This is a genomic window from Variovorax flavidus (assembly GCF_030317145.1).
Classification (GTDB): domain Bacteria; phylum Pseudomonadota; class Gammaproteobacteria; order Burkholderiales; family Burkholderiaceae_C; genus Variovorax; species Variovorax flavidus.
This window is the reverse complement of record NZ_JASZYE010000001.1, coordinates 778067-797985: the sequence shown is the minus strand read 5'-3', so window position 1 is coordinate 797985 and position 19919 is coordinate 778067. Positions and strand designations below refer to the sequence as shown.

Genomic DNA, 19919 nt, shown 5'->3' with positions numbered 1-19919 from the left:
CGCTCCGCTACTTCATCAGCCGGTCGACCAACTGGTCCACGGCATTCTCTGCCTGCTCAATGGACCGGGACAGGAGCGGACCTCCGAACTCGTCGTATTCCACCGCGGCGTCGAAGACTTCGGTGATGCCGATGTAGCCCAAGGCGGTACGAACGCTGGCTTCAGCGTGATTGAGGTGCGCGATGCGCTGCGAATCGCCATAGCCGAAGTCGCCTCGTGAACCCAGGAGCACGACGCGCTTGCCTGCTTCGGAGAGCAAAGGCCAGTACGGCACCGGACTTTGCGCGCGATCGAATCCGAAGGTTCGGCCCACGCGCACGATGTTATCGATGTAGGCCTTGAACTGCGCCGGCACGCTGAAGTTGTACATGGGCAAGCCCACCACGACCACGTCTGCCGCAAGCAACTGATCCACCAGCCGATCGCTTTCCGCGAGCACCTCGTGCATCCACGGCTCGCGCGCTTCCAGCTTCGTGAACGCAGCATTGATCCATGGTCCCGTGACAGGAGCAGGGGGTGATTGGCCGACGTCGAGGTACTCGATAGGGTCTTCGGGGCGCGAAGCGCGCCAGCGCGCGACAAACCGGGCGGAGAGTCTGCGTGTGTGCGAGCCATGAGGATCGATGCCGGACAGCCCGGGACGGGCACTGGCGTCGATGTGAAGAATCTTTGTCATCGATTGCTTTCGTTCGGATAATGGATGAATTCATTTCTGTGATCTCAGACTGAGGCGACAGAATTTCTGGATTCTCTAGAGGGCAGTCTGTGCAGACAAATGGCGTTTTCTCAGCTACGGATGAATCAAGCTCACCTATAAGACCTGCGAGGCGAATGCCGCCACTGTCGTCCCTACGTGCGTTTGAAAGCGCAGCGGCACATCTCAGTTTCCAGCGGGCCGCGCGCGAACTGTCCGTCACGCCGACGGCCATCAGCCACCAGGTACGCGGACTCGAGGAAGCGCTCGACCAGCCGTTGTTTCGCCGGCTCACGCGTCAGCTTGAACTGACGCCCGCCGGCGAGCGGCTCTTCGAGGCGGTGGGCGAAGGGTTGGACAGGATCGAGGCGGGCGTTCGGTCCGCGCGCGCGCGGAACGAACGCCGGACGGTGACGCTGACCACACACGCCGCATTCGCGGCCAAGTGGGTGCTCCCGCGGATGGCCAGTTTCCGCGCTGCGTGCCCCGGGATCGAGTTGCGCCTCCATGCGAGCGATGCCGTGGTCGATTTGGCGCGCGACGAGGCCGATCTCGCCATCCGTTCCGGCACCGGCCGCTGGCCCGGGCTGGCCACCGAGGCGCTGATGGCCGAACACTATGCACCTCTCTGCAGCCCGCTCCTGGCGCTGCGTCGCGTGAAGGATCTGTCTGCGCACCCGTTGATTCATTTCGACTGGCAGGTCCAGGCGCATGCGCCTGCGTCGTGGGCACGCTGGTTCAAGGAGGCGGGCTTGACGCCACCCGGGCGTCAAGGGAAGGATCTCTCATTCACGGACGAGACACATGCGATGCTTGCCGCACTGGCAGGGCACGGCGTCGCTTTGCTCAGCAGGACGCTCGCCGCTGACGAATTGCAAAGCGGCGCGTTGCTGCAGCCCTTCGGCCCGGTGCTCGAGACCGGCAAGTACTTCCTGGCGGCGGTCAACGGCCGCGAGCGCGAGCCTGCGATTCAGGCAGTCTGGCGTTGGGCGGCGGCCGAGGCGGCACTCCTGGCGTGATGATCTATTGGGATGGTCGGGGGAAGTCGACGCCGCGCTGTCCTGCGCGCCAGGGCGGGTACTTCACCATCACTTGCGCGAAAAGCGGAGCAGCCAGTCGGGCACGCAACCAATCGTGGAGTCGCGTCCAGGGCTGTGAATTGAACCAAATCGCGTCGACCTGCGCGAATTGCCGCACGAATGGCGCAATCGCGATATCCGAGAGCGCAACCTGGTTGCCATGAAGACACCGAGACGACTCGAGCCGCTCATTCAGCCGTGCCAGGAAGAGGGCGCCTTGCTCACGATGCGTCCCGGCATCCGCAACGGGCTGTCGCTCGGGGTACTTGTAGCCGTCCAGATGCCGCTTGAAATCGCTGTCGCATTCGGCGACGAGCGACAGCATGTCATCCAGCGTCCCGTGCCCGGGCTGCAGCCAGCGATCCGGATCATTGCGCCGAAGCGCCCACAGCATGATCTCCAGGCTCTGGTCGATCACGCCGCCGTCCACATCGACCAGAACGGGCACGGTGCCCTTCGGCGAGGCCGCGAGCAGTTCGGCCGGTTTGTCGCGCAGCACCACCTCGCGCAATTCGCAGCACTGGCCGCTTGCCGCCATGGCCATCCGCGCCCGCATCGCGTAGGGGCAACGCCGGAATGAATACAGGACCGGCAGTGCCGCCGCCGTCTTCAGATCAGGCGGCGAATCGTCTTCTTGCGCCATACGAAGCGGTAGTAGCACGCCTGCATCGTCAGCATCGCGGTGAAGGCGACGGGGTAGGAGATCCAGATGCCGTTGAGGCCCATGCGATGGCTCAGCCACCACGCGACCGGCACTTCGATCAGCGCAATGCAGAAGATCGATATGGCGGTGGGCACCAGCACCGAGCCGCTGGCGCGCATGATCCCCGAGAGCGCAGCGCCCATGCCGAAGATGACCGTGCTCCAGAGCATGATGTGCAGCAGCGTCTGCGCGACTTCGATGACCGGCTCGCTGGTGATGAAGAAGCCCATCAGCGGTCGGGAGAACAGATAGCCCAGCACGACCAGCGAACCGGTGAGCACCAGGTTCATCTGCAGCGCGGTGCGCGTGATGGCGCCGAGGCGCTGCACCTGCCCCGCGCCGATGGCTTGCGCGCCGAGGATGGAGGCCGTGATCGCGATCGAGATCGCCGGGAACTGGACGTACGCCACGACCTGGTTCACCGCGCCGTACGCCGCGGTCGCGTTCGATCCATAGGCATTGACGAAGGACAGCAACGCGATCTCGGCCAACGAGACCACGATCATCTGCACCCCGGTCGGCACGCCGACCTTGAGCACCGCCTTGAGCAGCGCCGGCCGCACGCGCAGGTGCCGCATGAAGTCGGCGTCGGGGGCCAGCACGCTCTTCTTGCGCCGCAGATGCAGGCCCAGCCAGGCCGTCGCGACGACGAACGAGACCACCGTGGCGCAGGCGCCGCTGGCGACCCCGAGTTGCGGCAGGCCGAACCAGCCCTTGATCAGCGCCGGCGTGATCGCCAGGCCGAGCACGGTCGAGATCATCAGCGTGTAGAGCGGTGTCACCGTATCGCCGACACCGCGCAGCATCGCCGTCGACAGCAGGAACACGAACAGGCCCGGCATCGCGATCAGGATGATTCGCGCATAGCTCGTGGCGTCGGCCAGGATGTCGGGCGGCGTGCCCAGCACGCGCAGCATCGGCTCGGTGAAGGCGCCGCCGAACAGGGCCACGCACAACCCGAACAGCACGCCGACCGTGAGCGTGGTGCCCGCCACGGCGCGGGCCTTGTCGGCCTCGCGCGCGCCCCAGGCCTGGCCGATCAGCACCGATGCGCCGGCGCCCAGGCCGATGGTGAAGGCGATGAAGAAGAACATCACCGGGAAGAAACTGGACACCGCCGCGAGCGCGCCGACGCCGATCATCTGCCCGAGGTAGACGTTGTTGAGCGTGCCCGACAGCGACTGCAGGATGTTGCTGAGCAGCATCGGTGCCAGGAAGAGCAGGAAGGTCTTCCACAGCGGGCGCGATGCCATGGCGGCCGCGCGCGGGTTGGCATGCGAGGCAATTGGCGGCGGCACCGGGTCGGCAACCGACGCGGGCGGTGCGGCGATCTCGCCGGCATGCTGGATGTCTTCGGCGTCGATCGCGCCGGCTGCAGTGGCCTGGACGGGCGGCTTCATGCGGCGCTCCATGCGGCGGCTGCGAGCCTGTTCAGATGCGCGCGAAGATCTTCGGGCCAGGATTCGATCAGCGCGTCGAAGCGTGCGTGCTCGCCGGCGAAGAGGGCGCGGGTCGCTTCCTCGAAGCCGGGCAGGTCGCCCGCGATGACGGTCATGAAGCGGTAGGTGGCTTCGCGGGCGGCGCGCTGCGCATCGCGATCGGCGTGCACGTGTCGCGCCTCGTCCACCAGGCGGCGCAAGGCCACCGACGCGCCGCCGGGTTGGCGGCCGAGCCATTCCCAATGACGCGGCAGCAGCGTGACTTCACGCGCGACCACACCGAGCTTGGGGCGCCCGACGCTGCGCGTTGCCTGTTCGTCGGGTGGGACGACTTCCGTCGCCGGCGCGGAAGCATCGTCCCGCAGATCGAGGTCGAGGCGCTCGCCGGTGCTGTCGTCGAACACGAAGGTCTGTACCTCGTCGCTGCCGCCGCCTTGCTTGCGCAGTTGCGCGATGACCTGAGAGCGCGGTCCGGAGGCGACGCGCCGAAAGCCCGCAAAGGCGGTAAGAGTGGATTCAGGTGTGGAAGAAGGCATGGGGCGCGAATAATACCCGGACAAAAAAGGATTTGCAATCTACCCGGATGAAAATTTGCCTCAGGAAGCCCGGCGCATGCTGCGCCACCAACGGCGCGTGCTGTTCTTCAGGTAGCGCGCAGCCCGCCAGGGGATGCTGAGTCGCACCGCGGTGAGAAGGCGGTCCTTCCACGTCTTCCAGCGCGGATACCAGCGAGCGAACACCGGAATCCGCATCAGGGCCGGCTCGACCAACTGGAACAGCCAAGCCAGGATCGCCGTGCCGACCAGTTTGGCGGACAGGAGCAGGACGACGGCGGTCGTCGGGTGGCCTTGTCCCAACAGGAACAAGCCAAGCAGCTTGACCGGGAACAACAGCACCATCGGCGCCAGAAAAGCCAGCACAGCGCCCCAGGGGGGCAGGGCGCGCAGCCTGTTTTCCAGGTGAGCCCAGACGGTCAGCCGCGCCAGCTTGCCCAACGCGCGCGCCAGCGGCTCCCATCCCCACTCCTCGAACAGCAGCACCGGCACGAGCAGCACCGCCGCGATAGCACGAAGGAGTTTCTTCAAGATACGCATTGGGGACGATTGTGGCCCTGGCCCCTATGGCAAACTTCCGCGCTTTATCCGCAAGGCGCCCCGATGGCGGCGCCGCAGGCTCCAGGGACGCCCTTCAGACATGCAGAAAATCATTCGCCAGCTCGCCGCAGAGATCAAGGTCGGCGAGCATCAGGTGAAGGCCGCCGTCGATCTGCTCGACGGTGGTGCCACCGTGCCCTTCATCGCGCGCTACCGCAAGGAAGCCACCGATGGCCTCGATGACATCCAGCTGCGCGAACTCGAGGTTCGACTGTCGTACCTGCGCGAACTCGAAGACCGCCGCTCAGCGGTGCTCAAGAGCATCGAGGAGCAGGGCAAGCTCACGCCCGAACTCCGCGCCGCGATCGACGCCGCGCCGACCAAGCAGGAACTGGAAGACCTCTACCTGCCCTTCAAGCCCAAGCGCCGCACCAAGGGTCAGATGGCGCGCGAGGCTGGCATCGAACCGCTGGCCGACAAGCTCTTCGCCGACCCGACGCTGAATCCGTCCGATGAGGCAGCCGCCTTCGTGAAGCCCGCCGCCGACGGACTGGACTTCTCGACCGTGCCCCTCGTGCTCGATGGCGTGCGCGACATCCTTTCCGAGCGCTGGGCCGAAGACGCCGCGCTGGTGCAGCGCCTGCGCGAATGGCTCTGGGCCGAAGGACTCTTCAAGTCGAGCCTGATGGCGGGCAAGGACGAGAACAACGCCGACATCGCCAAATTCCGCGACTACTTCGACTACGACGAGCCCATCGGCCGCGTCCCATCGCATCGCGCGCTGGCCGTGTTCCGTGGGCGCGCGCAGGAAATCCTCGACGCCAAGCTGGTGCTGCCAGTCGAGCCCGAGCCGGGCAAGCCTTCGATTGCCGAAGGCAAGATCGCGCTGCACCTGGGCTGGAGCCATGCAGGCCGGCCGGCCGACGACCTGATCCGCAAGTGCGTCGCCTGGACGTGGCGGGTCAAGCTTTCGCTGTCGACCGAACGCGACCTCTTCACGCGCCTGCGCGAAGAGGCCGAGAAGGTCGCGATCAAGGTCTTTGCGGACAACCTGCGCGACCTGCTGCTCGCCGCACCGGCCGGCCAGCGCGTGGTGATGGGCCTGGACCCGGGCATCCGCACCGGCGTGAAGGTGGCGGTGGTCGATGCGACCGGCAAGCTGGTCGAGACCGCGACCGTCTTTCCGCACGAACCGCGCAAGGACTGGGAAGGCTCGCTGCACACACTCGGCAAGCTCTGCGCGAAGCACGGCGTGAACCTGATCGCCATCGGCAACGGCACCGCGAGCCGCGAGACCGACAAGCTGGCCGCCGACCTGATCAAGCTGCTGGCCAAGATGACGGCGCAAGCCGGCGCTCCCGACGTGAATGTCGACAAGGTGGTGGTGAGCGAAGCGGGTGCCTCGGTCTACTCGGCCAGCGAATTCGCGTCGCAGGAAATGCCCGACGTCGACGTGAGCCTGCGCGGTGCCGCGAGCATCGCGCGCCGCCTGCAGGACCCGCTGGCCGAACTCGTGAAGATCGACCCCAAGTCGATCGGCGTGGGCCAGTACCAGCACGACGTGAACCAGAGCGAACTCGCGCGCACCCTGCACGCGGTCGTCGAGGATTGCGTGAACTCGGTCGGCGTGGACCTCAACACCGCGAGCGTGCCGCTGCTGTCGCGCGTGTCCGGGCTCTCGGCCAGCGTGGCCAAGGCCGTGGTGCGCTGGCGCGAAGCCAATGGCGCCTTCGCGAGCCGCCAGCAGTTGCTGGACGTGAGCGGCTTCGGCGCCAAGACCTTCGAGCAGAGCGCGGGCTTCCTGCGCATCCGCGGCGGCTCGAATCCGCTCGACCTGACGGGCGTTCACCCGGAAACCTACCCGGTCGTCGAGAAGATGATCGAGACGACGGGCAAGCCCGTTGCCGAGCTGATGGGACGCGCGGAGATGCTGAAGACGCTCAAGCCCGAGCTGTTCGCGAACGAGAAGTTCGGCGTCATCACGGTCAAGGACATCCTTGGCGAACTGGAGAAGCCGGGCCGCGATCCGCGTCCCGACTTCAAGGTTGCGCGCTTCAACGATGGCGTCGAGGACATCAAGGACCTGGTCGAAGGCATGGTGCTCGAAGGTACGGTAAGCAACGTGGCGCAGTTCGGTGCTTTCGTCGATCTCGGCGTGCACCAGGACGGCCTGGTGCACGTGAGCCAGCTTTCGCACAAGTTCGTGAACGACGCGCGCGAGGTCGTGAAGACCGGTGACATCGTCAAGGTCAAGGTCATGGAAGTCGACGTGGCGCGCAAGCGCATCGGCCTGTCGATGAAGCTCGACGCAGCGCCTTCACGCCGCGACGGTCCGCGCGAGAACCGCTTCGAGGGCGCAGGGCGCGGCCAGCAAGGCCCGCGCCGCGACAACTCGCCACAGCCGGCCGGCCAGATGGCTTCGGCGTTCGCGAAGCTGCAAGGCTTGCGCAAGTAAGTGGAAGCCGTGGCGGGCGGCGCCCGATTCTTGCCAGTGGACCCGGCATGAAGGCGCTTCGCATCCATGCCGGCGCGGCCGCCCGCGAGCACATCGCCGCGCAAGGCCTGCGCCCGGGGGACGTGCGCACCATTCCCGGCGCAGCCGGCGGGCCCAAGGGGTTGATCCTCGGGCCGATCGACCGCTTCCTGTTCGGCGAATGGCTGCCGCAGGCGACTCAGCAGATCGATCTCGTGGGTGCGTCCATCGGCGCCTGGCGGCTGGCCAACGCCTGTCTTGGCGATGCCCGGACGGCTTTCGAAGCGTTCGAGCACGGCTACATTCACCAGCATTTCGAAGTGCCGGCGGGCCAGAAGCGCCTGAGCGCGAAGCAGGTCAGCGCGCAGTTCGGCGAAGGGCTGCGCAGCTTCTACGGCGGCCGCTCGGCAGAAGTGCTGAGGCATTCGCGCTACAAGCTGCACGTGATTACCGCGCGTGGCCGCCACATCCTCGGACGGGAGGGGCGGGCGCGCACGCCAATGGGCTACCTCGGCGCCTTCATCACCAACAGCGTGCACCGCAAGAGCCTGGGCGCCTGGCTGGAGCGCGTGGTGTTCTCGACGCCGGGCGCGCCACTGCCTTTCGGCACACAGGATTTCCGTACACGGCAAGTCGATCTCCGCGAAGGCAACTTCGAACTCGCACTGCAGGCCTCCTGCTCGATCCCCTTCATGCTCGAAGCCGTGCATGACATTCCGGGCGCACCGCCCGGCGCGTACTGGGACGGCGGCATCACCGACTATCACCTGCACCTGGACTACGGCAACGTTGACGGCATCGTCCTGTACCCGCACTTTCAGAAGGCCGTGGTGCCGGGCTGGCTCGACAAGGGGCTGAAGTGGCGCCACAAGCCCACGGGCTTCCTCGACCGGATGGTCGTGCTGGCGCCGAACCCGGAGTGGGTGAAGGGCCTGCCGAACGGCAAGCTGCCCGACCGCAATGACTTCGTGCGCTACGGCAACGACGTGCAGGCGCGCATCAAGGCCTGGAGCATCGCAGCGCAGGAGGCGCGCCGTCTGGCGGACGAATTCTCGGAATGGCTGCACGGCGGCAGCGAGCGCGACGTCCTGCCGCTATGAGGCCCCGGCACGGCTAAAGTCGAGGCCAATACCGGAGGCATCTCATGAACGCGACCCGAATCATCGGATTGATCCTGATCGTTGCGGGCATCGCCGCCCTTGGCACGGGAGGCTTCAGCTTCACCAAGGAAACGCATCAGGTCAAGATCGGACCGGTCGAGCTGTCCGTGAAGGAAAAGCAGGACGTGAACTTTCCGATCTGGGCCGGCGTGGCCGCGATCGTGGTGGGAGGGGCGTTGCTGGTGTTCGGCGGCAAAAAGGGCTGATCACCGCTTCAGCCGGCAGCCGTGCTCCAGTACACGTGCAGCAGCCGAAGGGCCGATGCAATCATCGGCGTGAAGGTGAGCGCCATTCCGACCACGCGAAACGCGAAGCGCTCCCTGACGCGGCTGACACCTACCGCGTGCAACACGCGACCGACCAGGGTGCAGAGACCCAGCGCATGCACGAACCAGGGCGCAGCCCCCGAGGCCTCGACGAAGTACAGCAGCAGAAGACTCAACGGCACGTACTCGGCGAAATTCGAGTGCACGCGCATCGCGCGCAGCATCCGTTCATCTCCAGCATCGCCGATGACGATGCCCAGGCGCCGTCGCAATCGCAAGGTGCGCATGCTCAACCCGACGAACAGCAGCGTCAGCAAACCGGCGTAGAGCCAGACGACGTGCATGGCTCAGCGGAAGTCCTGCGCGCGAAGCTCGATCGGCTGGCCGTGCGGCGTGCGGTCGGCGGCGCTTTCCCAGGCGTCGCGGTGGCGTGCCAGCTCTTCGGTGGAACTGGCACCCTTGCTTGCGACGAGCGACTCCAGCGCCGCCAGCCAATGGCGGTAGTAGGTGTCGCCGTGGTCCGCATCACCGGCAGCCTGCGCGGCGGTGATCTGGCGAGCCAGCGTGTCGGCCCACTCGGGCCAGGTGAACAGTCCGCGCTGGTGCAGGGACACCGCCATCGCGAACGCATGCGCCTCCCACGGTTCGCGGAAGACGGGTTCGATGCCGTCGTTCGTCGGCATGCCGGGCAGCAAGTGGGGCGAGGTCGTCATGCAGCGAACTCCAGATAGCTTTCCCACGCATCCACCGACACGCTGAGTCCCGCTTCGGCGCCAGCGCCCCACAGAGTGGGGCCGTCGAAGACGACCGTGTAGAGCCATTGCGGCTGCTCGCCAAGGCCTTGCGCATGCGCATCGGCGAAGACGTGCGTCCCATGCAGATGCTCGATGGTGCCGACCTTGCCTTGCACATAGCCGGGCAGGCGGGTGTGATGGTCGACGTGCCCCGTGCGCGTCCGCACGCGTTGGCCGACCGCGAAGCGCGCCGGCACGGTGGCGGGTCTTTCGGTGGCGCTGCCCCTGGCGAGCGCGGCAGGCACGTCGGCGGCATGGAGCACGCGCTTCACGGGTTGCGGCGGATGCAGCATGCGGCCCGTGGAGACTTCCTCGGGCAGTACTTGCGAGCGCTCGGCCATCAGTTTCTCGAGTGCGCCAAGCCAGATCTGGTAGTAGCTCAGCCTGGCGTAGTTGGGGAGCGTCTCGCGTGCGCTTCGGCTGGCATCGATGTTCCAGGAGCCGGTGCCGCCCATGGCAAGCGTCAGCGCCAATGCATGCGCCTCCCACTCGGCGTGGAAGGGCTCGCCCTCCGGTTCGGGCACGATCGCTCCGGGCATGTCTCGCCCGCCGAGGTCTGCATGGGTGGTGTAGGTCATCGAGCGGCCTCCGGGGTGCGAGCCAGGCCGGTGCCGATCATCGAATCGCGCGTGACCAGGTCGGCCAGTTGCTCCTCGCTCCATCCCTCGGTGCCCGCAGGCCGTTGGGGAATCACGAGGTAGCGGACTTCGGCCGTGGAGTCCCACACGCGGATCGCGGTCGAATCGGGCAGTTGCACACCGAATTCAGCCAGCACGCCGCGCGGGTCCTTGACTGCGCGCGAGCGGTACGGCGCGCTCTTGTACCAGGTGGGAGGCAAGCCCAGCACCGGCCACGGATAGCAACTGCACAGCGTGCAGACGACCATGTGATGGCGGTCGTCGGTGTTGGCCACCGCGACCATGTGCTCGCCCTGGCGGCCGGTGAAACCGAGCGAGGCGATCGCGGCGGTCGCGTCTTTCATCAGCCAGTCGTGAAACTGCGGATCGCTCCAGGCCTTGGCAACGACGCGCGCGCCATTGCGCGGGCCGATCTTCGTTTGGTAGGTGTCGATGAGCACGTCGAGCGCGGCCGGGTCGATGTAGCCCTTTTGCGTGAGCACGGTTTCCAGCGCACGGACCCGAAGGTCCATCTCGCCGAGCTCGCTGTGGTCGTCGTCGTGATCGTGGTGATGGTCGTGGTGATGGTCGTGGTGATGGTCGTGGTCGTGTGCCATGGCCGCATGCTAGCGCGGCGGGCAAACCCTGAGGAGTGGCGCCTGGGGCAACTTACAGAATGCACACTCGAAACGAGGGAGAACTTCAATGCCACCTATCCGTCTGACCCGCCGCGCCTTCAACCTGTCGACCGCCGCTGCCGCGGTGTCGATCGCGGCGCCTTCATTCGCCCAGTCCGCGTGGCCGAACAAGCCGATCCGCATCGTCGTGCCCTACACGCCGGGCGGCTTCACCGACCAGATGGCGAGGCTGATCCAGCCCGGACTGCAGAGCCGGCTCGGGCAGACCATCGTGATCGACAACAAGCCGGGCGCCAACAGCCTGATCGGGGTCGATGCCGTCGCCAAGGCTGCGCCGGACGGCAGCACATTCGGCGTCGTGATCGCGGCGTATTCGGCCAACACCACGCTCTACCCGAAGCTGCCCTACGACCCTCGCAAGGATCTGGTCGGCGTGTCGCTGATGGGTGTGTCGCCGCTCCTCGCGGCGGTGAACAACGACGCTCCCTTCAAGACTGCGAAGGAACTCATCGACTACGCACGCGCCAATCCGGGCAAGGTGAGCTTCGGCTCGTCAGGCAATGGCTCGGCCGCGCACCTGACGAGCGAGCTGTGGAAGTCGCTCACCAAGACCTACATGATCCACATCCCGTACCGGGGCGCGGTGCCGGCGCTGACGGATCTGATGGGCGGTCAGATCCAGCTTTTCTTCGACGCGCCCACAGGACTGATCAACCAGGGCAAGGCCGGCAAGGTGCGCCTGATCGGCGTGGCGAGCGATCGGCGGCTGCCGGTGCTGCCCGAGGTGCCGACTTTCATCGAACAAGGCTTTCCCGGATTCACCGGCAGCACCTGGGCCGGCATGCTGGCCCCGGCGGGCACGCCGCGCGAGATCGTCAAGCGCATGTCGGAAGAGGTGGCGCGCATCATCAGGAGCGACGAGACCAAGGCCAAGCTGGAGGCCATGGGCACCTTCCCCGCGGGCAGCACGCCGGAAGAGTTCGATGCCTTCATCGCGGCGGAGACCGCCAAGTGGGCCCAGGTCATCAAGACCGCCGGGGTCAAGCCGGACTGAGCCCGGCCCTCAGGTCGCCTTGGCGAACGCGGCACCGACCGCGGCGATCGTCGCGTTGCGCGCCTCCATCGAGGCGGTGCTTTCCGTGAGAAAGACCGCGGCCAGGATGGGTGTGCGACCAGGCGGCCGCAGGATCGCGATGACATTGGCGGTGCCCCTGTCGCCCGAGCCGGTCTTGTCGCCGACCACCCAGTCCGTGGGTACGCCTGCGCGCAGGCGCTGGCCTCCGGTCTGATTGGCGTCGAGCCAGCGCAGGAGATGCCCGCGCGACGGCTGCGAGAGCGCATCGCCCAAAAGAATCTTTTGCATGTCGCCGAGCATGGCGGCTGGCGTCGTGGTGTCGCGCGGATCGTCGGGCCGAGCTTCGTTCAGCGCAGTCTCGATGCGGTCGAGGCGCGAGTGCCTATCGCCGAGCGAACGGACGTAGCGCGTCAGGCCCGCCGGGCCTCCGATGCTTGCGAGCATCAGGTTTCCGGCCGTGTTGTCGCTGCGCGTGATGGCCGCCTCGCAGATTTCCGCCATCGTCATTCCCGCGCTGCCGACGTGCTGCCCGGTCACCGGCGAGCCCGCGACCAGGTCATGCTTGCTGAAGACGATGCGGCGGTCCAGTCGCTCCATGCGCTGGTCGACGCGAGCCAGGATCGCCGCCGCGGCCAGGAATTTGAAGGTGCTGCACATCGGGAAGCGCTCTTCTTCGCGATGGCCGGCGCGCAAGCCGCTGCCGGTGTCGAACACCGAGACGCCAAGGCGAGCGCCGCTGGCCTTCTCGATGTCTGCGAAGCGTCGGGACAGCTCGGCCTTGTCGTCCGCGTGGGCGAGGGGGGCCACACCCGACAGGCAGGCCAGCAGGCCGGTTGAAAACAGTCGTCGATCGATCATTCGTTCTCCTGAAAGCGGCGTACTTTCCGCGCTTTCGAACGAGGGCACAAACGATGGTATTTTCTGGATTGCAATAGAAATTCTTTTGGCTCGAATGGCGCGTCCTCATCTCCCCCTGAACGCCTTGCGCGCCTTCGAATGCTCCGCGCGCCACCTGAGCTTCACGCTGGCGGCGGGCGAACTCAACGTGACGCAGGCAGCCGTGAGCCAGCAGGTACGCGGACTGGAGTCGCGCCTCGGCGTCGCACTGTTCCGCCGCCTGCCGCGCGGGCTCGCCCTCACGGATGAAGGCCATGCACTGCTGCCGGTGCTGGCCGATGCCTTCGGCCGCATGGAGGCGGTCATCCAGCAGTTCGACAACGGGCACTTCTTCGAAGTACTCAGCATCGGCGTGGTCGGCACCTTCGCGGTCGGTTGGCTGATGCCGCGACTGCGGCTGTTCCGCGAAAGCTGTCCCTTCATCGATCTGCGCCTGATGACGCACAACAACGTGGTTGACCTGGCCGCGGAAGGCCTGGACTTTGCGGTCCGCTTCGGCGATGGCAACTGGCCCGGCCTGCACGCGGAGCACCTGCTGTCGGCGCCGCTGTCGGTGCTGTGCGCGCCCGCGGTGGCCGTGCGCGTGCGCCGGGCGCAGGACCTGGTGCACGAGACCTTGCTGCGCTCGTACCGCGCGGAAGACTGGCCGGGGTGGTTCGCCGCTGCGGGCATCGATGCCCCGGCGATTCGCGGGCCGGTGTTCGATTCTTCGCGCCTGATGGTCGAGGCGGCAATGCAGGGGGCCGGCGTGGCGCTTGCACCGGCCTCCATGTTCGAGCGCGAGCTTCAGGATGGCCGGCTCGCGCAACCGCTGGCCATCGAAGTCATGACCGGCGGCTACTGGCTGACCCGTCTCCGGTCGCGCCCCTTGAGTCCGTCGATGAAGGTGTTTCGCGATTGGCTGCGGGGCCAGACCGGCGCAGCCTCCTGAACGTGCCTTACATCGACGCTTCGAGCATCTGCCGGTAGTCGTCGCGGGTCGCGAGCCGCGGATTGGTCTTGTGGCAATGGTCGGCCATGGCGCCGTCGATCAACTTCTCGAAGATGTCCGGCGTGACGCCGACTTCGGCCAGGCCCTTGGGCAGATCGAGCCGCGCGCACATGTCGCGGATCGCATCGCCCAGGTCGCCGGCGGAATCGAGGTGCATGGCCTGCGCCATGCGTTGCAGGCGTTGGTCCTTGCGCACCGACTCGGCACCGGCATTGAAATGGATCACGGCCGGCAGGAAGAGGGCGTTGAGCGTGCCATGGTGCAGCCGCGGATCGATGCCGCCCAGGCTGTGGCTCAGCGAATGCACGCAGCCCAGGCCTTTCTGGAAGGCCATCGCGCCCTGCATCGAGGCGCTCATGAGGTTGAGGCGCGCCTCGCGGTCGCTGCCGTCCTTCGTCGCGCGCTCGATGTAGCCCCAGGCGCGTTCGAGCCCGTCAAGGCCGATGCCGTCGGCCGGCGGATTGAAGGCTGCCGACATGAAGGTTTCCATGCAGTGCGCGATGGCGTCCATGCCGGTCGCGGCGGTCAGCCGCGGCGGCAGGCCGAGCGTGAGTTCGGGGTCGCAGATGGCAGCCTTGGGCATGAGGAACCAGCTGTGGAATCCGAGCTTGCGGTGGTCGTCGACGATCACGATCGCGCCGCGCGCCACCTCGCTGCCGGTGCCGCTGGTGGTGGGCACGGCGATCAGCGGCGCCACACGGTCGGTGATCTTCGGCGAGCCGCCTTCGATGGTGGCGTAGGTCTTGAGCGGGCCTTCGTGCGTGGCCGCGATCGCGACGCCCTTGGCACAGTCGATGGCGGAGCCGCCGCCGACGGCGATCAGCCCATCGCAGCGGCCTTCGCGGTACAGGGCGGCGGCGGCGCGGACTGCGGCTTCGGTCGGGTTGGACGGCGTCTGGTCGAAGACGGCCGCCGGCAGATCGCCGAGGGCATCGAGCGCCTTCTGCAGGATGCCTGCGGCGCGCACGCCGGCGTCGGTCACGACCAGCGGGCGCGTGATGCCGATGCGCTCGCATTCGCTGCGAAGCAGCTGGATGGCGCCGAAGTCGAACTGGATCTGGGTGAGGTACTGGATGAGGGCCATGGGGTGGTACGGAACGTGGGGCGGACGTAGTGCGGACGGTACGATGCGAGCCTTCGAATCTAACAAGCACGGAGCATCTTGGACACGAAAAAAACCCTTGCGCTTGACGCCATCGGGACATCCGGTGGGCGCGGCGGCTCGAAAGAAGGGCTCTGACGCGATGATCGGGCTCACTCCCAAGATGGCCAGCGTGGTCGAACGCATGGCGCGCGCCGGACGTCCGCCGCTCCATACGCTGACGCCCGCCGGGGCCAAGGCCGCCTACGAGAAAGGCGCCGGCGTGCTCGAGGTCCCCAAGCCGCAGCTCGCACGCGTCGAGGACCTCAGCCTGCCCGCACGCGACGGCTACGCGATCCCGGTACGCCTGTACGCGCATTCGAGCGAAGCCCTGCCGGTGCTGCTGTTCTTTCATGGTGGGGGATTCACGGTGGGCAGCATCGCCACGCACGACATCCTGTGCCGTGTCCTGAGCGAAAAGAGCGGGTGCGCCGTGGTCTCCGTGGACTACCGGCTCGCGCCGGAGCACAAGTTTCCGACGGCGTCGAACGATGCGTGGGACGCGCTCGCACACCTCGCGGCGAACGCCGGGCAGTGGGGCCTCGATGGCTCGCGCATCGCGGTCGGAGGCGACAGCGCCGGTGGCACCCTGGCCGCTGTCTGCGCCATCCTCGCGCGCGATGCGGGGATTCCGCTTGCGCTGCAGATGCTGATCTATCCCGGCACCGCGGCACACCAGGACACGCCGTCGCACAGGAAATTCGCAGAAGGCCCCCTGCTTGGCGAGGCACTCATCAGCTGGTTCTTCGGCCTGTACGTGAATTCGGCCGCAGATCGCGACGACTGGCGCTTCGCGCCGCTCAACGCCGATGACGTGGAAGGCGTCGCGCCGGCATGGATCGGCCTGGCCGAATACGATCCGGTGGTGGACGAAGGCATTGCCTACGCCGACAAGCTGCGGGCGGCCGGCGTGACGGTCGACCTGGAGATCTACCGCGGCGTGATCCACGAATTCGTCAAGATGGGACGTGCCATTCCCGAAGCCCTCCAGGCCCACGCCGACGCGGCCCGCGCATTGAAAGAAGCCTTGCAACCATGACCGAGACACTCAGGAAATCCGACTTTCGTTTCTTCCACCGCCTGCGCGTGCGCTGGGCCGAAGTGGACATGCAGAAGATCGTCTTCAACGCGCACTACCTGATGTACTTCGACACCGCCATCGCCGACTACTGGCGCGCGATGGCGCTGCCGTACGAAGAGGCGATGCAGGCGCTGGGCGGCGATCTCTACGTGCGCAAGGCCACCGTCGAGTTCAACGCCTCGGCTCGGGTCGACGACCTGCTGGACGTTGGCATGAAATGCATGCGCGTGGGCAACTCGTCGATCCTCTTCGTGGGCGGCCTGTACCGCGGCGACGACCTGCTCGTGACCTGCGAGCTCGTGTACGTGTTTGCCGATCCGGCCACGCAGACTTCCAAGCCGGTGCCACCCTTGTTGCGCGAGGTCCTCGCAGCCTTCGAGATCGGCGAATCGATGCGCGAAGTGGTGACGGGCCACTGGGACTTACTCGGCGACGGCGCGGGCAAGGTAAGGCGCGACGTGTTCATCGAAGAACAGCGCATTCCCAAGGAACTCGAATGGGACGAGCACGACGCGACTGCCGTGCACGCCGTGGCGCGCAACCGGCTGGGGCAGGCCGTCGCGACGGGGCGGCTCGTCACCGAGGCACCCGGCGTCGGGCGCATCGGTCGCATGGCGGTGAACCGGACCTTGCGCAGCGGTGGCCACGGCGCGGCGGTGCTGCGTGCGCTCGAAGCCGCGGCGGCCGCACGCGGGGATCGCGAAGTCACCCTGCATGCACAACGCAGCGCAGAAGCCTTCTACGCGCGCCTGGGCTACCTGCCGTACGGCGATCCCTTCGAGGAAGCCGGCATCGCCCACATCGAGATGCGCCGAAAGCTCTGACGACGCGGGGCCCGCCCGGCCGGGATTCCCCGATGGCAGGCTGCACATCGGTCGCTCAAGATGGCCGTCCCCCTACAAGGAGACATAGCGATGGCCAACTTTGTTCTGGTTCATGGCGCGTGGCACGGCGGGTGGTGCTACCGCGAAACCGCTGACGCGCTGCGTGCCGCCGGGCATGCGGTGTTCACGCCAACGCACACCGGCGTGGGCGAGCGCTTTCACCAATCGAGGGAGAACGTCACGCTCGAGACGCATATCCGCGACGTGTGCGGCTGCATCGAATGGGAGGAGCTCGACAACGTGATCCTGGTCGGCCATTCGTACGGCGGTATGGTCATCACCGGCGTGGCGGACCGCTTCAGCGACCGGATCCGCTCGCTGGTCTATCTCGACGCCTTCGTGCCGGAGCATGGCGATTCGTTGAACGGGCTGTTGTCGAAGGCGTTGGCGCCCGAAATCGCGGCGCAGTTCCTGGGTGCCTTTCGAGGCACCGCGCTGCAGGACCATGGCGGGTTGATGCAGCCGATTCCGGCGGAGATGTTCAATATCGCGCCGGCCAACCGGGCGCGCGTCGATCGTCTTTGCCGTCCCCAGGCGCTCGCGACCTTCGAGATGCCGTTGTTGCTGACCGGTGCGGGGGACAAGATCAAGGACCGCCTCTACATCCTGGCGGACAACTGGGACCCGAGCCCGTTCCGGTATTTCGCGGCCAAGGTCGAAGGCGCTGCCGGCTGGCGGGTCGTGAAGATGCCGACCAGCCACGACGTGATGGTCGATGCGCCCGAGGATCTGACCTCGGAGTTGCTGAAGCTGGCCTGAGTCCGGTCCTGGAAGCGGGTGGTAGTCTTGCCGCCCCATGAATCTCCGCACCAAGATCGTTGCGCTCGCTGTTGCGCCGCTGCTGATCGCGCTGATGCTGGTGGCCTTTGCCGTGCGCCACCAGGAGCGCGACCTGGCGCAACGCGAGCGCGTATTGACCGAACAGACCTACATGACCCAGCGGCGCAGCGAGTTGCGCAGCTACGTGGACCTCGCGGTCAGCGTCGTGCAGCCGTTGTACGACGCAGCACCCGATGACGAGGCGGCCCGCGCCGAGGCCCTGCGCCGGCTCGCCGCGCTGGACTACGGGGATGACGGCTACTTCTTCGTCTATGACCTGCAGGGCCGCTCCCTCATGCATTCGAGGCAGCCGGAACTGGTTGGCCAACAGCTCTGGGAACTGCGCGACTCGCAAGGCCGCGCGACCATCCAGGACCTGATCGCGCAGGCGAGGCGGGGCAGTGGCTTCGTCGAATACCAGTGGCGCAAGCCTTCGAGCGCCCAGCCGGCGCCCAAGCTCGGTTACGTGACGGTGCTGCCGCGCTGGAACTGGATGGTCGGCACCGGCCTGTACCTGGACGACATCGACTCGGCGATGGAGACGCTCGACCAGCAGATGAACGCCAATCTGACAACCACGATGCTCTGGATCGCAGGCATCGCCGCGCTGTGCCTGGCGGTCGTGAGCGCCACGGGATTGCTGCTCAACCTGAGCGAGCATCGCGTGGCCGAAAGCAAGTTGCGGCACCTGGCGCGCCAGGTCGTCCAATCGCAGGAAGACGAGCGCAGCCACCTGGCGCGCGAGTTGCACGACGGCACGAGCCAGTTGCTGGTTTCCGCCAAGCTGCTGGTCGAATCTGCCGTGGATGCGCTGGAGCGCTCGCGCGAGGCCGTGCCGCCCGCACTGGGCAAGGCGCTGCAACGGCTGAACGACTCGCTCTCGGAAGTGCGGCGCATCTCGCACCGGCTGCGGCCCGCATTGCTCGACACGCTGGGCCTGCCGGCTGCTCTCGAACGGCTGGGCGCCGAGTTCGGGGAGGAGGGCGCGGTCGACGCATCGGTCGCGATCCATGGCGAGCCGTACGAATTGGCCCAGGAAGTCAAGACGGCGCTGTTCCGTGTCGCACAGGAGGCATTGACCAACGTTCGCAAGCATTCGGGAGCCATGCAGGTGCGCATTGCGCTGACTTTCTCCGCCGCCGATGTGCGGCTGGACATCGGCGATGACGGCCGCGGCTTCGACGAGGAGGCCGCGCAGGCCGATCCGAGCGGCGGCATCGGATTGCGCAACATGCGCGAGCGCGTGGCGGCCATCGGCGGAACCCTGCATGTGCGCTCCGACAACGCCGGAACCTCCGTCGTTGCGGATGTGCCCGTGCGCGCGGGGAGGACCGCATGACGGTCGAGCGCCCTGTGGTCCGCCTGTTTCTCGTGGACGACCACCCGCTGGTGCGCGACGGACTGCGCGCACGCCTGTCGCCATTGCCGCAGATCGAGATCGTCGGCGAGGCTGCGAGTGCCGCTGAAGCGCTGGCGCTCATCGACAAGCTGCGGCCCGACCTGGTGCTGGCGGACGTCGGCATGAAGGAGGTGAGCGGCATCGACATGGCCGCGATGCTTCAGGAGCGGCAGCCCGAGGTGCGCGTCGTGATGCTCAGCATGTACGACAACCCTGAGTATGTGCAGCAGGCCTTGCAGGCTGGCGCGCGCGGCTACGTGCTCAAGGATGCACCGGCCAGCGAGATCGTCGCCGCCATCGACGCGGTGTCGGCGGGCGGCACCTTCCTGAGTCCGGCCGTGTCGAAGCGCTTGTTTCGCAACCAGGCGCCCAAGCCGTTGCTGACGCCTCGCGAGAGCGAGATTCTTTCGGCGCTGGGGCGCGGCGCGTCGAGCAAGGAGATCGCGCAGGAACTGGGCCTGAGCGTGCGGACGGTGGAGGCACACCGGCAGAGCATCAAGCGCAGGCTGGACATTGAAGGTCAAGCCGAACTCATCAAGTACGCGGTCGAGCATTCAAGGAAGATTTGAGCGATTTAGGGGTTTTCCCTTAATCAATTCCACGCGATCCAACCGCGTGGTGCAACCGATGCCAATGCGGCGAAGGCTGGCGACACTCCCGGGGTTTACCCAAAGG

At 66.7% G+C, this 19919-nt stretch carries 22 protein-coding genes; 11 read left to right on the top strand and 11 right to left on the bottom strand.

Annotated features, from left to right (window positions below):
• Nucleotides 1-7: 7 nt before the first annotated feature.
• Nucleotides 8-676 carry an FMN-dependent NADH-azoreductase gene (locus QTH90_RS03890; RefSeq protein ID WP_286663201.1) on the bottom strand — a complete coding sequence of 223 codons (669 nt, stop codon included), beginning with the start codon at nt 674-676 and terminating at the stop codon, nt 8-10.
• Nucleotides 677-831: 155 nt separating this feature from the next.
• Here QTH90_RS03890 and QTH90_RS03885 point away from each other — a divergent pair, with 155 nt between their 5' ends.
• Nucleotides 832-1713: a LysR substrate-binding domain-containing protein gene (locus QTH90_RS03885; protein ID WP_286663200.1), complete on the top strand. Its 882-nt coding sequence runs from the start codon at nt 832-834 to the stop codon at nt 1711-1713.
• Nucleotides 1714-1717: 4 nt separating this feature from the next.
• On the opposite strand, the gene QTH90_RS03880 is transcribed toward QTH90_RS03885, so the two are convergent.
• From QTH90_RS03880 to QTH90_RS03865, 4 genes are all read right to left on the bottom strand, one after another.
• Nucleotides 1718-2416 (bottom strand): glutathione S-transferase, encoded by a 699-nt coding sequence (locus QTH90_RS03880; protein ID WP_286663199.1) that lies wholly within the window; start codon nt 2414-2416, stop codon nt 1718-1720.
• Nucleotides 2383-3729: an MATE family efflux transporter gene (locus QTH90_RS03875; protein WP_286664457.1), complete on the bottom strand. Its 1347-nt coding sequence runs from the start codon at nt 3727-3729 to the stop codon at nt 2383-2385. The genes QTH90_RS03880 and QTH90_RS03875 overlap by 34 nt, the downstream gene beginning before the upstream one ends.
• A 143-nt stretch (nt 3730-3872) precedes the next feature.
• Nucleotides 3873-4451: a DUF2239 family protein gene (locus tag QTH90_RS03870; protein WP_286663198.1), complete on the bottom strand. Its 579-nt coding sequence runs from the start codon at nt 4449-4451 to the stop codon at nt 3873-3875.
• A gap of 60 nt (nt 4452-4511) precedes the next feature.
• Nucleotides 4512-5009, bottom strand: coding sequence for a hypothetical protein (locus QTH90_RS03865; RefSeq protein ID WP_286663197.1), 498 nt, complete (start codon nt 5007-5009; stop codon nt 4512-4514).
• A gap of 100 nt (nt 5010-5109) precedes the next feature.
• On the opposite strand from QTH90_RS03865, the gene QTH90_RS03860 reads away from it, so the two are divergent.
• Genes QTH90_RS03860 through QTH90_RS03850 form a run of 3 tightly spaced genes read left to right on the top strand, consistent with a single transcriptional unit; the run spans nt 5110 to nt 8848 of the window.
• The gene (locus tag QTH90_RS03860; protein WP_286663196.1) at nt 5110-7464 is read left to right on the top strand and encodes a Tex family protein; all 2355 of its coding nucleotides are present in this window, start codon (nt 5110-5112) and stop codon (nt 7462-7464) included.
• 47 nt (nt 7465-7511) lie between these two features.
• Nucleotides 7512-8582 (top strand): patatin-like phospholipase domain-containing protein, encoded by a 1071-nt coding sequence (locus QTH90_RS03855; RefSeq protein WP_286663195.1) that lies wholly within the window; start codon nt 7512-7514, stop codon nt 8580-8582.
• Nucleotides 8583-8626: 44 nt separating this feature from the next.
• The gene (locus QTH90_RS03850) at nt 8627-8848 is read left to right on the top strand and encodes a hypothetical protein (protein WP_286663194.1); all 222 of its coding nucleotides are present in this window, start codon (nt 8627-8629) and stop codon (nt 8846-8848) included.
• Between the two features lie 8 nt (nt 8849-8856).
• Here the strand turns inward: QTH90_RS03850 and QTH90_RS03845 are convergent, their stop codons facing one another.
• The 4 genes from QTH90_RS03845 to nthA are packed head-to-tail and all read right to left on the bottom strand — an operon-like array spanning nt 8857 to nt 10936.
• Complete coding sequence (locus QTH90_RS03845) at nt 8857-9252, bottom strand: MAPEG family protein (RefSeq protein WP_286663193.1); 396 nt, start codon at nt 9250-9252, stop codon at nt 8857-8859.
• 3 nt (nt 9253-9255) lie between these two features.
• Entirely contained in the window at nt 9256-9621 is a 366-nt protein-coding gene (locus QTH90_RS03840; protein ID WP_286663192.1) for a nitrile hydratase accessory protein, read from the bottom strand.
• Nucleotides 9618-10280, bottom strand: a complete 663-nt coding sequence (gene nthB, locus QTH90_RS03835) for a nitrile hydratase subunit beta (protein WP_286663191.1) — start codon at nt 10278-10280, stop codon at nt 9618-9620. The genes QTH90_RS03840 and nthB overlap by 4 nt, the downstream gene beginning before the upstream one ends.
• Complete coding sequence (gene nthA / locus QTH90_RS03830) at nt 10277-10936, bottom strand: nitrile hydratase subunit alpha (protein WP_286663190.1); 660 nt, start codon at nt 10934-10936, stop codon at nt 10277-10279. The genes nthB and nthA overlap by 4 nt, the downstream gene beginning before the upstream one ends.
• An 88-nt stretch (nt 10937-11024) precedes the next feature.
• Between nthA and QTH90_RS03825 the strand changes: the two genes are divergently transcribed.
• The gene (locus QTH90_RS03825; protein WP_286663189.1) at nt 11025-12011 is read left to right on the top strand and encodes a tripartite tricarboxylate transporter substrate binding protein; all 987 of its coding nucleotides are present in this window, start codon (nt 11025-11027) and stop codon (nt 12009-12011) included.
• Between the two features lie 9 nt (nt 12012-12020).
• Here the strand turns inward: QTH90_RS03825 and bla are convergent, their stop codons facing one another.
• Nucleotides 12021-12890: a class A beta-lactamase gene (bla, locus tag QTH90_RS03820; RefSeq protein WP_286663188.1), complete on the bottom strand. Its 870-nt coding sequence runs from the start codon at nt 12888-12890 to the stop codon at nt 12021-12023.
• A gap of 94 nt (nt 12891-12984) precedes the next feature.
• Between bla and QTH90_RS03815 the strand changes: the two genes are divergently transcribed.
• Nucleotides 12985-13860 carry a LysR family transcriptional regulator gene (locus QTH90_RS03815; RefSeq protein ID WP_286663187.1) on the top strand — a complete coding sequence of 292 codons (876 nt, stop codon included), beginning with the start codon at nt 12985-12987 and terminating at the stop codon, nt 13858-13860.
• 7 nt (nt 13861-13867) lie between these two features.
• On the opposite strand, the gene gbd is transcribed toward QTH90_RS03815, so the two are convergent.
• On the bottom strand, nt 13868-15004 hold the full coding sequence (gene gbd, locus QTH90_RS03810; protein WP_286663186.1) for a 4-hydroxybutyrate dehydrogenase: 1137 nt from the start codon (nt 15002-15004) through the stop codon (nt 13868-13870).
• Between the two features lie 160 nt (nt 15005-15164).
• Between gbd and QTH90_RS03805 the strand changes: the two genes are divergently transcribed.
• From QTH90_RS03805 to QTH90_RS03785, 5 genes are all read left to right on the top strand, one after another.
• The gene (locus QTH90_RS03805; protein ID WP_286663185.1) at nt 15165-16100 is read left to right on the top strand and encodes an alpha/beta hydrolase; all 936 of its coding nucleotides are present in this window, start codon (nt 15165-15167) and stop codon (nt 16098-16100) included.
• The gene (locus tag QTH90_RS03800) at nt 16097-16966 is read left to right on the top strand and encodes a YbgC/FadM family acyl-CoA thioesterase (RefSeq protein WP_286663184.1); all 870 of its coding nucleotides are present in this window, start codon (nt 16097-16099) and stop codon (nt 16964-16966) included. Before QTH90_RS03805 ends, QTH90_RS03800 begins: the two co-directional genes overlap by 4 nt.
• A 90-nt stretch (nt 16967-17056) precedes the next feature.
• On the top strand, nt 17057-17785 hold the full coding sequence (locus QTH90_RS03795; protein ID WP_286663183.1) for an alpha/beta fold hydrolase: 729 nt from the start codon (nt 17057-17059) through the stop codon (nt 17783-17785).
• 37 nt (nt 17786-17822) lie between these two features.
• Nucleotides 17823-19184: a cache domain-containing protein gene (locus tag QTH90_RS03790; protein ID WP_286663182.1), complete on the top strand. Its 1362-nt coding sequence runs from the start codon at nt 17823-17825 to the stop codon at nt 19182-19184.
• The gene (locus QTH90_RS03785; protein ID WP_286663181.1) at nt 19181-19813 is read left to right on the top strand and encodes a response regulator; all 633 of its coding nucleotides are present in this window, start codon (nt 19181-19183) and stop codon (nt 19811-19813) included. The genes QTH90_RS03790 and QTH90_RS03785 overlap by 4 nt, the downstream gene beginning before the upstream one ends.
• The last annotated feature ends 106 nt before the right edge of the window (nt 19814-19919 follow it).

Coding starts and splice junctions, on each gene's coding strand:
- QTH90_RS03890 (WP_286663201.1), bottom strand. CDS start 676: ATGACAAAGATTCTTCACATCGACGCCAGTGCCCGTCCCGGGCTGTCC.
- QTH90_RS03885 (WP_286663200.1), top strand. CDS start 832: ATGCCGCCACTGTCGTCCCTACGTGCGTTTGAAAGCGCAGCGGCACAT.
- QTH90_RS03880 (WP_286663199.1), bottom strand. CDS start 2,416: ATGGCGCAAGAAGACGATTCGCCGCCTGATCTGAAGACGGCGGCGGCA.
- QTH90_RS03875 (WP_286664457.1), bottom strand. CDS start 3,729: ATGGCATCGCGCCCGCTGTGGAAGACCTTCCTGCTCTTCCTGGCACCG.
- QTH90_RS03870 (WP_286663198.1), bottom strand. CDS start 4,451: ATGCCTTCTTCCACACCTGAATCCACTCTTACCGCCTTTGCGGGCTTT.
- QTH90_RS03865 (WP_286663197.1), bottom strand. CDS start 5,009: ATGCGTATCTTGAAGAAACTCCTTCGTGCTATCGCGGCGGTGCTGCTC.
- QTH90_RS03860 (WP_286663196.1), top strand. CDS start 5,110: ATGCAGAAAATCATTCGCCAGCTCGCCGCAGAGATCAAGGTCGGCGAG.
- QTH90_RS03855 (WP_286663195.1), top strand. CDS start 7,512: ATGAAGGCGCTTCGCATCCATGCCGGCGCGGCCGCCCGCGAGCACATC.
- QTH90_RS03850 (WP_286663194.1), top strand. CDS start 8,627: ATGAACGCGACCCGAATCATCGGATTGATCCTGATCGTTGCGGGCATC.
- QTH90_RS03845 (WP_286663193.1), bottom strand. CDS start 9,252: ATGCACGTCGTCTGGCTCTACGCCGGTTTGCTGACGCTGCTGTTCGTC.
- QTH90_RS03840 (WP_286663192.1), bottom strand. CDS start 9,621: ATGACGACCTCGCCCCACTTGCTGCCCGGCATGCCGACGAACGACGGC.
- nthB (WP_286663191.1), bottom strand. CDS start 10,280: ATGACCTACACCACCCATGCAGACCTCGGCGGGCGAGACATGCCCGGA.
- nthA (WP_286663190.1), bottom strand. CDS start 10,936: ATGGCACACGACCACGACCATCACCACGACCATCACCACGACCATCAC.
- QTH90_RS03825 (WP_286663189.1), top strand. CDS start 11,025: ATGCCACCTATCCGTCTGACCCGCCGCGCCTTCAACCTGTCGACCGCC.
- bla (WP_286663188.1), bottom strand. CDS start 12,890: ATGATCGATCGACGACTGTTTTCAACCGGCCTGCTGGCCTGCCTGTCG.
- QTH90_RS03815 (WP_286663187.1), top strand. CDS start 12,985: ATGGCGCGTCCTCATCTCCCCCTGAACGCCTTGCGCGCCTTCGAATGC.
- gbd (WP_286663186.1), bottom strand. CDS start 15,004: ATGGCCCTCATCCAGTACCTCACCCAGATCCAGTTCGACTTCGGCGCC.
- QTH90_RS03805 (WP_286663185.1), top strand. CDS start 15,165: ATGATCGGGCTCACTCCCAAGATGGCCAGCGTGGTCGAACGCATGGCG.
- QTH90_RS03800 (WP_286663184.1), top strand. CDS start 16,097: ATGACCGAGACACTCAGGAAATCCGACTTTCGTTTCTTCCACCGCCTG.
- QTH90_RS03795 (WP_286663183.1), top strand. CDS start 17,057: ATGGCCAACTTTGTTCTGGTTCATGGCGCGTGGCACGGCGGGTGGTGC.
- QTH90_RS03790 (WP_286663182.1), top strand. CDS start 17,823: ATGAATCTCCGCACCAAGATCGTTGCGCTCGCTGTTGCGCCGCTGCTG.
- QTH90_RS03785 (WP_286663181.1), top strand. CDS start 19,181: ATGACGGTCGAGCGCCCTGTGGTCCGCCTGTTTCTCGTGGACGACCAC.